Origin of the sequence: Algibacter mikhailovii (genome assembly GCF_014651495.1) — a bacterium.
In the GTDB taxonomy this organism is placed as follows: Bacteria; Bacteroidota; Bacteroidia; order Flavobacteriales; family Flavobacteriaceae; genus Algibacter_E; species Algibacter_E mikhailovii.
Genome location: NZ_BMWZ01000006.1, coordinates 150,044 through 163,857 on the forward strand (window position 1 = coordinate 150,044; position 13,814 = coordinate 163,857).

At 35.1% G+C, this 13,814-nt stretch carries 7 protein-coding genes; all 7 read left to right on the forward strand.

Annotated features, from left to right (window positions below; genetic code table 11):
• The first annotated feature begins 83 nt into the window (after positions 1–83).
• The 7 genes from galB (at position 84) to IE051_RS13585 (ending at position 13,811) form a co-directional block, all read left to right on the forward strand.
• Positions 84–2,564, forward strand: a complete 2,481-nt coding sequence (gene galB, locus IE051_RS13555; protein WP_189361548.1) for a beta-galactosidase GalB — start codon at positions 84–86, stop codon at positions 2,562–2,564.
• Positions 2,565–2,574: 10 nt separating this feature from the next.
• The gene (locus IE051_RS13560; protein WP_189361550.1) at positions 2,575–4,041 is read left to right on the forward strand and encodes an arylsulfatase; all 1,467 of its coding nucleotides are present in this window, start codon (positions 2,575–2,577) and stop codon (positions 4,039–4,041) included.
• A gap of 9 nt (positions 4,042–4,050) precedes the next feature.
• Complete coding sequence (locus IE051_RS13565) at positions 4,051–5,481, forward strand: sulfatase (RefSeq protein ID WP_189361551.1); 1,431 nt, start codon at positions 4,051–4,053, stop codon at positions 5,479–5,481.
• 37 nt (positions 5,482–5,518) lie between these two features.
• Positions 5,519–7,981, forward strand: coding sequence for a glycoside hydrolase family 2 TIM barrel-domain containing protein (locus tag IE051_RS13570; protein WP_189361553.1), 2,463 nt, complete (start codon positions 5,519–5,521; stop codon positions 7,979–7,981).
• Between the two features lie 12 nt (positions 7,982–7,993).
• Positions 7,994–9,523, forward strand: a complete 1,530-nt coding sequence (locus tag IE051_RS13575) for a right-handed parallel beta-helix repeat-containing protein (RefSeq protein WP_189361555.1) — start codon at positions 7,994–7,996, stop codon at positions 9,521–9,523.
• 20 nt (positions 9,524–9,543) lie between these two features.
• Positions 9,544–11,154 carry a right-handed parallel beta-helix repeat-containing protein gene (locus IE051_RS13580; RefSeq protein ID WP_189361557.1) on the forward strand — a complete coding sequence of 537 codons (1,611 nt, stop codon included), beginning with the start codon at positions 9,544–9,546 and terminating at the stop codon, positions 11,152–11,154.
• Positions 11,155–11,216: 62 nt separating this feature from the next.
• Positions 11,217–13,811, forward strand: a complete 2,595-nt coding sequence (locus IE051_RS13585; protein WP_189361559.1) for a GH116 family glycosyl-hydrolase — start codon at positions 11,217–11,219, stop codon at positions 13,809–13,811.
• Positions 13,812–13,814 lie beyond the last annotated feature (3 nt).

A 13,814-nucleotide genomic window follows, 5' to 3' on the forward strand; every position in this document is an offset into this window, starting at 1 on the left:
GGTGTTATTTTATAAACCCATAGTAACAGCGGAAACAAAATACTATTATTCTTATAATCATTATTCATTTCATTAAAAAATCCATGGATAAAAATTCATTTTATATTATTCATTTTATGTGTGCGATATTATGCTTTTCTTGTAAAAGTAGTACAAGTAAATCTCTAAGAGTTCATGAAGCTTTCAATCAAGGTTGGAAATTTAGCAAAGGCGAAGCTGGTAAAGAAGCTACTGTAGGATTGGATGATTCCACGTGGCGAACACTCGACCTTCCACATGATTGGGCTATTGAAGGTCCTTTTGATAAAGCCCATGACGCACGTACAGGCGGTTTACCAATTTATGGCACAGCATGGTACCGTAAAAATTTTACAATTGAGGCTTCAGAAAAAGGAAACCAAGTATCTTTTATTTTTGATGGTGTAATGAATAATGCTGAAGTTTTTGTAAACGGAAGGAAAGCAGGAGAGCGTCCATTTGGGTACATCAGTTTTGAAGTTGATGTGACACCTTACATTAAATTTGGAGAAGACAATATCATAGCGGTTCGGGTAGATCCAAAAGAATTATCCGCAAGATGGTATCCTGGAGCAGGAATCTATAGAAACGTTTACCTCAATATTAAGAGCTCCGTTAATGTAGCCTATAACGGCACATATATAACAACGCCTAAGGTTTCAGAGGCTAAAGCTGAAGTTGTTATTAAAACGTCACTAGAAAATAAACAAAAAAATAACGGGTCATATACCTTAAAAACAAGTATTGTTAACAGTAAAGGCCTTGAAGTTACTTCAACCGAAAGCGATGTTAATCTTGAGTCAAACCAAATTATAGAACAACATTTGGAAGTGAATAATCCTATGTTATGGGATTTAGATAATCCACATTTATATATCGCAAAATCACGAATATTTAAGAATGGTGTACAAATAGATAATTACGAAACCACTTTTGGTATTAGAACAATAAAATATTCTAAAGCGCGTGGCTTTGAATTAAACGGAAAACAGGTGAAATTTAAAGGCGTTTGTTTACATCATGATCTCGGCCCGCTTGGAAGTGCTGTGAACTATCGTGCCACAGAACGACAATTGGAAATCATGAAATCAATTGGTGTTAATGCTATTAGAACCAGTCATAATCCACCATCACCAGAGCAATTAGAACTTTGTGATAAGATGGGAATCTTGGTGCAAGTAGAAGCCTTTGATGAGTGGGCTATAGCTAAAGTAGAAAATGGTTATAACAAATTCTGGGATCAATGGCATGAGACCGATTTGCGTGACATGATTAAACGTGATCGTAATCATCCATCAGTGGTAATGTGGAGTATTGGGAATGAAATTAGAGAACAAAGAAGCAAGCAAGGGGGGAAGGTTGCGCAACATTTAGTAGATATTTGTCACGATGAGGATCCTACACGTCCGGTTACAGCTGGGTTTAATAACTACCCACAATGTATTAAAAACGGATTGGCAGATGCTATTGATTTGGTTGGTTTTAATTATAAACCAACTCAGTATGACAATGTTGTAAAAAACAACCCTGATTTTATAGTCTATGGTGCAGAAACGGCATCAACAGTAAGCTCAAGAGGGGTTTATCATTTACCTCTAGAGAACTATGAGAAACATGAATCTTTACAAGTTTCAAGTTATGATATTATAAGTCCGCCATGGGCCTATCCACCAGATTTTGAAACATATGCACAAGAAACCATGCCGCATGCCTTAGGAGAGTTTGTCTGGACAGGGTTTGATTATTTAGGAGAACCTACGCCATATAATGGTAAAGACAATGAAACTCACGGAAAATGGGGTGGTGATTGGCCATCACGCAGTTCGTATTTTGGAATAGTGGACTTATGTGGTTTTCCAAAAGATAGATATTACTATTACCAAAGCAGATGGACTGAAAAACCAATGGTTCATATATTGCCACATTGGAATTGGGAGGACTCTGAGCATAAAGAAATACCAGTGTATTGTTATACCAATATGGATGAGGCCGAACTATTCTTAAACGGAAAATCATTAGGAGTTAAAGTAATGGGAGTGGATAAAACGACCATTCCTGCAGAATTCAGTTGGTGGAAAAAACCAGAGACAACGTGGGAATCGCCATATAGATTACATTGGAATGTAAATTATGAGCCCGGAGAACTGAAAATAATTGCTTATCAGGACGGAAAAGCTGTTGCAGAAAAAATAGTAGTAACAGCTGGTAAACCGCATCATTTGGAATTAATACCTGACAGAACAGAAATTGATGCCGATGGGAATGATTTGTCGTTTATTACGGTAAAAGTAGTTGATGAATCGGGGAAGTTTTGCCCACTAGCTAATAACCTAATTAATTTTGAAGTTAAGGGTGCAGGTACAATTGCTGCTGTTGGTAACGGTAATGCGGCAACTACGGAACCTTTTCAAGCTAATTACAGAAAGGCCTTTAATGGATTATGCATGTTAATTATAAAAAGTAAAAAAGGTAAGGCTGGTGAAATAAAAATCAAAGCATCTTCAGAAAATTTAGATAGTGTGAGTACAATTGTTTTATCAAAATAATAAATACAGTATGAAAACGAGTTATTTAGTACTACTGTTATTCGCTTTAAGTTTTGCTAGCTGCAAGAAGCCCGTAAAGGGAGCCCCTAAAGAAGTTATAGAAAAAAAAGCAAAACCCAATATTATTTACATCTTAGCCGATGATTTAGGCTATGGCGATGTGAGTTTTAATGGGCAATCAAAATTTGAAACACCAAATATTGATAAACTTGCTGCGGAGGGTATGGTGTTTACGCAGCATTATTCTGGTTCAACGGTATGTGCGCCATCTCGATCAGCCTTATTAACAGGAATGCACACTGGACATACGGCTATTAGAGGTAACAAAGAAGTATTACCTGAAGGGCAACATCCCATGCCAGCCAGTACATATACTATGGCTGAAATGTTTAAAGAAGCTGGCTATAAAACATCTGTATATGGTAAATGGGGCTTGGGTTATCCCGGATCTGAAGGTGATGCTAATATGCAAGGCTTTGATGAGTTTTTTGGGTATAATTGTCAACGTGTAGCACATAATTATTATCCATACCATTTATGGCATAATCAAGAAAAGGTAATGTTGAAAGGCAATGAAGGGAAAAAAACAGAAGTATACGCTCCAGATTTAATTCATGATAAAGCCATGGCGTTTATTGATGAAAACAAGGATAATCCGTTTTTTATGTTTTATGCCTCAGCGTTACCACATGCTGAGTTACTGCTTCCTGAAAAGTATATGGAACCTTATCTAGGAAAATTACTTCCAGAAAAAAAACATATTGGTATAGATGATGGGCCTACCTATAAAAATGGAGGTTATGGTTCACAGGAATATCCACATGCAGCCTTTGCTGCAATGATTCATCATCTTGATGCTCAAGTTGGGGATATTGTAAATAAGCTGGAAGAGTTGGGCATAGCCGATAATACTTTAATAGTTTTTACATCTGATAATGGTCCACATAGAGAAGGCGGTGCAGATCCAGAATATTTTAATAGTAATGGCATTTACAAAGGATATAAAAGAGATTTATATGAAGGAGGAATTCATGTTCCTATGATTGCGAAGTGGCCAGGTACTATTAAAGAAGGAAGTTCAAATAACCATATTTCTGCATTTTGGGACGTGATGCCAACTTTTGCTGAAATAGCAGATAAACCAATTGAAAATAATTTAGATGGGATATCTTTTCTGCCAACATTAAAAGGAGAAAAGGCACAAAAAAAGCACAAGTATTTATACTGGGAGTTCCATGAAAAAGGCGGAAGAATAGCCATAAGAAAAGGAAAATGGAAAGGTGTTAAATATAATGTACTTAAAAATCTAGAAAAACCTATTGAGTTATATGATTTAGAGGTAGATCCTGAAGAGCAGGATAATATAGCCGGCAATCATCCAGAATTGGTACAAGAAATTACAACGTTGATGCAGAAAGCTAGAACGCCTTCTGATATATTCCAATTTGCAGCTCCAACATATTTAAATGTTGACTAAATGAATAGCATGATCAGAGTATTAAAATTGTTTTTCTTGGGGCTTTTTTTTGTTTCATGTCAAAGTCCTAAGCAAAGTAAACCAAATGTTGTATTGATATTGGTTGATGACATGGGGTGGACAGATTTAGGGAGTTTTGGTAGTGATTTATATCAAAGTCCGAATATAGACGCCCTGGCAAGTGAAGGTTTAATGTTTACAAATTCATACAGCTCATGTACTGTATGTTCTCCAACAAGAGCATCTATAGTCACTGGGAAGTACCCAGCACGTCTTCATGTTACAGATTGGATAGAGGGACATAAATACCCCTGGGAAAAACTTAGTGTTCCTGACTGGACCATGTATCTCGAAGATGAGGAATATACTATAGCTGAAGCTTTCAAAGATGCAGGTTATACTACAGCTCATTTTGGCAAATGGCATTTAGGGGAAAAAGAAGAAAATTGGCCAGAAAACCATGGCTTTGATTTAAATTTTGGAGGTTGGAAAAAAGGAGCTCCAAATAGGAATAAAGACATTGGCAGTAATGGGTATTTCTCTCCATATGGCAATCCGAGGTTAGAAGATGGACCAAAGGACGAATATTTAACTGAAAGATTGAGTAATGAAGTGGTAAATTATATTGATAAAAATAATGAAAAGCCCTTCTTTATTAATTTCTGGTTGTACAATGTGCATACGCCTCTTCAAGCAAAGCAGGAGAAAATAGAAAAATACAAAAGTTTAATTGACTCAACAGCAAGACATCAAAACGCCACTTATGCTGCCATGGTAGAACATACTGATGATGCGGTAGGTAAAATTATTGCTAAACTTAAAGAAAAAGGATTATATGACAACACCATCATTTTATTTTCATCAGATAACGGCGGTTTAATAGGTAAGTCAAAAAGAACAGTTACAAACAATGCGCCTTTAAAAACAGGAAAAGGTGATATCTATGAAGGTGGTGTTAGAATTCCAACTATTCTATATGCACCTCAATATAAGCTTGGTGGGAAAGAAGTGGATGTTCCAATAATTTCTATGGATTATTACCCAACACTTATGGATTTAGCAGGAATTACCACGAACAAGACAAAAGCTCAAACAGTAGATGGAAAAAGTTTAATGCCCATTATTGAAACCAATAGTAGTATTAACAGGGAAGCCATGTATTGGCATTATCCACATTACCATCAAGAGGGCGGTGTGCCTTATTCTTCTATTCGTTTTAAAGATTTTAAATTGATTCAAAATTTTCAAAATAACACATATGAGCTTTATGATTTAAAAAAAGATATTGGTGAAACTAATAATGTTTTAGAAAGTCATGCTGATGAATTTAAGATAATGAAAAATAAGCTAGAAGCTTGGAGAACTAGTGTTGATGCACAATATGCTTCTGAAAATCAGAACTTTAATAAGAAGCTTCAACATAAAAAGCGAAGCAACTAATACCGAATAGTATTAGACAAATTAACCAACTAAAGATATGATTCAAGTAAAAAATAATTGTAACATAAGAATTCTAATTTATATAATTATTCTTTTAATAAGTGGGCAATTAGTTTCATGTTCTCAAACTGTTCAAAATAAAACAAGAGAAAGAGTTTCTATAGATTTCAATTGGAAATTTCAATTGGGAGATAATCAGAAAGCATTTGAGGAAAATTTTGATGATACCAGTTGGAGGGTGTTGGATGTACCGCATGACTGGAGTATTGAAGGAAACTATGATGCAAATAATCCTGCAGGAATTTCAGGTGCATTTTTACCCGTAGGTATAGGTTGGTATAGGAAAAATATTGAGATTAAAAACCTTCAAGATGACGATAAATATTTTGTTGAATTTGATGGGGTATATATGAATTCTGAAGTGTATTTAAATGGGCAGTTATTAGGAAAAAGACCCTACGGATACATTAGTTTTAGTTATGATTTAACGCCCTATTTAAAGGAAGGAGAAAATAGTTTAGCTGTTCGTGTGGATAACTCAGAAGCGCCCAGCGGAAGATGGTACACAGGGTCAGGAATTTATCGTCATGTATGGTTAACCAAGACATCAAATGTTTATGTACCGCGGTGGGGAATTGAAGTGATAAGTACCATTGTTTCTAAAAATAGTGCTACGATCAAAGTAAAAGGAGAACTAAAAAATGAAACTGGAAAACCTCAAAAAATAGAAGTTGTAAGTAGAGTTCTTGATGCATTGTCTAATGAGGTTGCTTTAGTTAAAAATGATGTTTCAATAGATGATGAAGGTAGTTTTAATCAAGAAATTGAACTAAAAAATCCAAGGTTGTGGTCTCCTGAAAATCCAGCTATGTATACTTTGGAAACCAAATTATTTATTAATGGTAAATTAAGAGATACTTACAATATTCCATTTGGAGTTCGATCCATTGAGTTAAAAGGAAGCAAAGGTTTCTACTTAAATGGAAAATCTATAAAATTTAAAGGATTAAGTAATCATCATGATGCAGGGCCAGTTGGTTCGGCAGTACCAGATGATGTTTTATATCAACGGTTAAAAATGGTTAAAAACATGGGGTGTAATGCTTTACGTACAACGCATAACCCTTTTTCTCCTGAGTTTTATACCATGTGTGATACCCTTGGAATCATGGTCATGGATGAAGCTTTTGATGGATGGTTTAAGGCTAAGGCGGAACATGATTATGGAAATTATTTTAAAGATTGGTGGCAACGAGATTTAGCTGATTTTATTAAACGGGATCGTAATCATCCTTCTGTAGTTATTTGGAGTATTGGTAATGAAGTTCGCAATTTTCAATCTGAAGATCAAAAAATAATAGTGGACTTTATTAAAGATATAGACAGTACACGCCCTATTACCCAAGGAAGTGGATATTCAGCGCCTTATATTGATATTGCAGGATTTAATGGACATGGAGAAAATAAAGGGGCGTTAGAAGAGTACCATGAAGAATACCCTAATAAATTAATTATTGGAACAGAAATGACACACACACTGCAAACTAGAGGTGTGTATAGGACCAAAACGTGGTATAGGACAAAAGACAATCCAGCACCATGGGAAAAGCCCGCCCATTTCAAAAAAATGGAACATAAAGTCTATAAAATATCAGACTTATCAAATAATGAAGTCTTTCCTGACATTACAAGAAAATATCAATCATCTTATGATAATTCAATTGTAAGAATTGGTGTTAGAGATGACTGGAATCGTGTTGAAAATAGTGACTATTATATAGGTAACTTTAGATGGACTGGTTTTGATTATTTAGGAGAATCTTTTGGGTGGCCCGCTCGTACAGCCAATTTCGGAATTATTGATTTAGCCGGTTTTCCAAAGGATCATTATTATTTGTATCAAAGTCTTTGGAGTGATGAACCTATGGTGCACATGCTGCCCCATTGGACTCATAAAGGAAAAGAAGGAGTGAAAATACCTGTGGTTGTTTACACCAATTGTGATAGTGCTGAGCTTTTTCTAAATAAGGTTTCTTTAGGAGAAAAAGAGATGACTGCGGAAAGGCAGTTGGTATGGCATGTGCCTTATGAAAAGGGAGAGTTAAAGGTAATTGCCAAAAAAAGCGGAAAGAATATTTGTGAGCAAACATATACTACAGCTGAAAAAAAACATGCTCTAGTACTTAATAGTAACAAGGTAAATATTAAGGCAAATAGGACAGATGTGGTACGTCTTGAAGTTTCTGTGGTTGATGCAAATAATATTATGGTTCCAGATGCTAATAATGATATTTTGTTTAGCGTAACAGGACCGGGAAAGATTATTGGAGTTGAAAATGGAAATATTCTTGATTTATCGCCACATAAAGTGAACTATAGAAAAGCATTTAATGGTAAATGTTTGCTGCTTGTGCAGTCAACAGGTAGTAAGGGTGTTATACATATTAAGGCAACATCCAATAATTTGAAATCTTCTGAAGTCAAAATAAGTGCTAATTAACAATTGAAATAGATGAAAAACAGTAAACCTTTCCAGATAGCGTTTTTAGGATATTTTTTCCTAATTATTGGGGTTACATGTTTGTTCCAATGCCATGCACAAAATAATGATACCAGTATTTATTATGTGAATTCCATAACGGGAAATGATCAAAATAATGGTAAAAGCGAAAATAGAGCATGGAAAACACTCTGGAAAGTAAACCAACAAAAGTTTAAACCTGGAGATAAAATTCTTATCGCCGCAGGGACTAGTTATAATGAAGTGCTACGCCCAAAAGGTTCTGGAGCAGAAGGAAAGGTCATTCAAATTGACAAATATGGTAAAGGAGCAAACCCCGTTATTCATGGAAATGGTTATAAGGAATACGCTTTACTATTATATAACGTTGAATATTGGGAGGTTAGAAATTTAGAAATCACAAACCAAGGCAAAACTGCAAAAGCGAAAAGAAGAGGTGTTATTATTCGCGCTGAAGATTTTGGAGACTGTCATCATATTGTTTTAGAAGGATTAGAAATCCACCACGTCAATGGGGTAATTGAAAAGAAAAAGGGAGGAGGTTCAGCTATACTCTGGGAAAACAAAGGCCACAAAATAAAAACTCGATTTATTGATTTACAAATCCTCAATAACTACATTCATGATTGTGAACGAAACGCTATGAACTCTCGAGGCTATGCTTTTCGTACCGAATGGCATCCTAGCCTAGAAGTTGTAATTAGAGGAAACTTGATTGAAAATATTCCAGGAGATGGTATAGTTCCTATAGGTTGTGACGGCGCTATAATCGAATATAACGTAATTAGAAACGGCATAGATAGTATGCCCGTGGGAGATGCTGCAGCAGGAATCTGGCCCTGGAGTTCAGATAATACATTGATTCAATTTAATGCGGTTAGTGATCATAGAGCGAAATGGGATGGACAAGGATTTGATGCTGATTTCAACTGTATTGGCAGTATATTTCAATACAATTATAGTTTTGATAATTGGGGTGGTTTTATGTTGGTTTGTAATAACGGTAAAACTTTAGGTCAGCCCCATAATATAGGAACTAGAGATACCAAAATTCGCTATAACTTAAGTGTTAACGACGGATTACGACCCTATAAAGCACATAATAAAAGGTTCTTTTCACCAATATTTCACATTACGGGGCCAGTTGAAAACACTGAAATTCATCACAATATTATCATCATACCAGATAAACCAATCTCTGAAATAGAAAACACACTTATAGAATTTAAAGATTGGGGAGATAGTTATCCTAATATTACAAAATTTGAGAATAATATTGTTAGAAATCAGCATTCGGCTTCTATTCTGAATAAAAAGTTAACCACAGGTTTTACTCAGATAGAAAATGATATTAATAAGGATTTTAATTATGACGAAAGAAATCCAATTAAAATATTGGAAGAGATGAAGAATCATCCCTTTATGGAGAACAGTAGGGAATTTGAAATCTTGTGTGATTTTATTCAATATCGAATGGCTAACCCTGATCCTCGTTTTTCGGAAGATAGGTTTAAAGACTAATTGTTAATAATCATAACGTTATGAGTATTTTAAAACAAATAAGTACAATTTCAGTATTACTTTTTCTAAGCACCTCAGTTTTTGCAACAGATTACTATGTAAATACCAAATCAGGAAGTGATGAAAACAATGGCATAAGTCCTCAAAAACCATGGAAAACACTTTCTAAAGTAAGCAGTTTTGGTTTTAAACCAGGAGATAATATTTTATTAGCGAGCGGGCAAGAATTCAAAGGGACTATTGTTTGGAACAACTTGAAAGGAAAAAAACTAAAACCAATTATAATTTCCAGTTATCTCAGTGATAATAAAGAAAAACCAACCATCAACGCAAAAGGGTTTCTAAACGGAATTAAACTGACCGATTGCAGTCATATCAAAATAGAAGGAATAACAATTATGGCAGACGGAGGCAAAAAGCCTAAAAAAGGAATGCGTTGTGGGATTCTTTACACCTCGATTGAATCAGGTAACTATTCAAATATTTCCATTGAGAATTGTACTATAAAAAATGTGTTTTTTGAAAACTCAGGTTTTCAACGAGGAAAAGATGAAGTAAAAAGTGCTAATGGAACGCAAAGTTATGGCTGGGGAATTCGGTTTTTAATTAAAAACAAATCAAATTTAAAAGATGTATTTGTTCAATCAAATCGAATTGAGAATGTAGCGCATACCGGAATAAAAATCAACGGACGAATTAACAATCTGAATATTCTAAACAACAAAGTGTTTAAAACTGGTGGCCCAGGAATGCAATTTAGTGGAATTACAAATGGCCTTGTAAAAGGAAATGATATAAATTATTCTGGTTCTAATGACGATACTCGCAAATGGGGTCGAGGTAGCGGAATGTGGACTTGGGGACTAGATACTATGATTATAGAGCATAACAGTTTTAGAAATGCCAATGGCCCTGCCGATTCAGCAGGCTGTCATATCGATTTTAATTGTAAAAACGTAATTGTACAATATAATGTAAGTGAAAACAATGCCGGAGGATTTGCAGAAATATTAGGAAATAACTGGAACTGTGCCTATCGCTATAATATAAGTATAAATGATGGACATCGCGTTAAAAAGAAAGGTATTGCTTTTCAAGAAGGAAAAATATTTTGGCTAAGTGGATTTGTTGGAAAGGACAGAAAACGACATGGTCCTTATAATTCCTATTTTTACAATAATACCATTTACACAAAAAATGATCTTGTTGCAAAAATGGCTGTAGCCAAAGTTGCAGAAGGAGTTTTAGTAGCAAACAATATCTTTTACATAGAAGGAAAAAGTAAGGCTGTTTTAGGGGACCAATACCAACCACAAGAAGCCGGTGAAGCTACATTACGCAATGTTGTCTTTGAAAACAATTTATTTCTAAAAGCAGAAAATTGGCCAACAGGAGTTCTTATAAAAGATGAATCACCGATTCTAGGAAATCCTCAATTTGTAAATGCAGGAGGAAAACATATTAAAGATTACACTCCTACTAATTCAAAATTAATCAAAAATAAAGGCATTGAAATCCCATTAATTCCAGGAGATAAAAAAGGTTTGTTCATTGGTGTTAAGGTTAAAAAGGACATTTTAGGAAATGAAATAACAGGGTTGCCAGATATGGGGGCTATAGAAATTAAGTAATAGTATTTGTTATTTATTAGTGTTGTACAGATGCCTGAATGGTATTTTTAAAAGTTAATTGTATGAGATGTTTTTTATCAGCTTTTGTTATGACGTTTACAATGAGTGTTTTTGGGCAAACAGAATTACTCAGCGAGAAAATTAGTATCCTAAAAGAGTATGACCAAAATCATCTGTACAGAATAGCATTGCCTCTTGGTGGAATTGGAACAGGAACTGTCTCATTAGGAGGTTCTGGTCAATTAAAAGATTGGGAAGTAATGAATGTGCCTGCCAAAGGATATAGTACTGTAACAACGGGTAACGATGCTCCCTTTTTTGCTATATATACGAGAAAGAAAAACGAAAGGCCAAACACCAAAGCCTTGTTAGGTCCTATTAATCCCGCAGATTATCAGCATTACGAAGGAAGGTCTGTTGACCATCACGGTTTTCCACGATTTAGAAATGCTTCTTTTCAAGCAAGCTATCCTTTCGGAATAGTGAGTCTATCGGATAAAACCATGCCAGTCAACGTAAAAGTTGTGGGTTACAATCCGTTTATACCTGCAGACGCCGATGCCTCAGGAATTCCCATGGCAATTTTAAAATATGAAGTTGAAAATACAACAAATGAGGATTTGGAAGTTTCTATTTCTGGAAATATTAGAAATTTCATTGGTAAAGATGGTAGCAAACACACTTCTGATTGGAAAGGTGATTTTATTCCTATTGGAGCAAAAGACAATAAGAATGAATTTAGAGCCACAGAGAAGTTTAAAGGAATATACATGTACTCAGAAGGTGTCGATATAAACGATTCTGCATGGGGAACCTTTGCCATTTCTTCACCTAACGAAAGTGACAATCAAATAACCTATAGAACGAGTTCTACAAAGAACGATTGGTATAATAGTACTTTAAATTTTTGGGATGATTTTAGTGCAGATGGTTTATTAACCGAAAAAGATAAACAATACGATATAGATCCATTGGCTTCGTTGGCAGTAAAAAAATCATTAAAACCCGGAGAAACGAAGACCTTTACTTTTTATTTAACTTGGAATTTTCCTAACAGATATGCCTGGTCTACCAAAAAACTTAAAAACTTTTACTCAACCCAATATGTTGATGCTTGGGATGTGATAGAAAAGGAAATAGATCGTTTGCCTGCCTTAACAGAAAAAACACTACAATTTACTAACAACTTAATAGCTAGTTCTTATCCAGAAGAAATAAAAGAGTCGGCACTTTTTAACTTAAGTACTCTACGTTCTCAAACAGTTTTTAGAACTGAAGATGGAAAAATGTTTGGTTGGGAAGGTGTTATGGATAGAGAAGGTTCTTGCTTTGGATCATGTACGCATGTATGGAATTATGAACAGGCAACCCCATTTCTTTTTAACGACTTAGCAAAAACAATGCGTGAAGTAGAATTTGAATATGCATCAGATGAGCATGGACATATGGGCTTTAGAACAGAACTTCCATTGCAAAAAGAAGCATCAGGAATTGACTTAGCCGCGGCAGATGGACAAATGGGAACCATCATGAAGTTTTATCGTGATTGGCAATTGTCTGGGGATTCCGAGTTCTTAAAAAAGCATTGGCCAAAAATAAAAACGGTTTTGGCGTATGCTTGGATTGAAAATGGTTGGGATGGTGATGTAGATGGTGTTATGGAAGGCGTACAACATAACACTATGGATGTTGAGTACTATGGTCCTAATCCACAAATGCAAATCTGGTATTTAGGTGCACTGAGAGCAGCAGAAGAAATGGCCAAATTTATGGGAGACAAATCCTTTGCTAAAAAATGCAAGCATTTATTTGAATATGGATCCGAATGGACAGATGCCAATTTATTTAATGGAGAATATTACGTACATAAAACACAAGTTCCAGAAAGCAAAGAAGCAATTGCTAAAGGATTGGTCGGAGAACACAGATTAAAAGGATTGGATTTAAATGATCCTTATTATCAATTAAAAACTGGATGTTTGGTAGATCAATTAGTTGGGCAATATATGGCGCATGTATTAGGGCTTGGGTATTTGGTAAAAAAAGAAAATGTAAAAACGGCCTTGCAAAGCATTCTGAAATACAATAAAAGAGATGGCATGTACGAGCATTTTAACAATATGCGTTCCTATGCCATGGGAGATGAGAAGGCTTTGCTTATGGCAAGTTGGCCAAATGGAGGACGTCCAACTATTCCGTTCCCTTATTGGTCGGAAGTTATGACCGGATTTGAATATACTGCAGCGATTGGAATGTTATATGAAGGAATGGAGGAAGAAGGATTAGATAACATCAAAAATATTAGAGATCGTTATAATGGCTTAAAAAGAAATCCTTTTGATGAAGCAGAATGTGGACACCATTATGCACGAGCAATGGCTTCATGGGCAGGTGTTATTGCTGAAAGTGAATTTCAATATTCAGCAATTGATAAATTTATCAAATTCACGGATAAGCCAGGTAAGTATTTTTGGTCTACAGGATCTGCTTGGGGCATGTTCGAAATAGTGCAAAACGGTAGCGATTATGAAATTGGTTTAGAAGTTCTTCATGGAAAATTGGAGTTAAAAACCCTTCAGTTGGGGAATCATAAACCGCATAAGTTTAAGGGAGAACATTTTATGGATGAAGGGCAAAAAATAGAACTAAACTATTAAAGA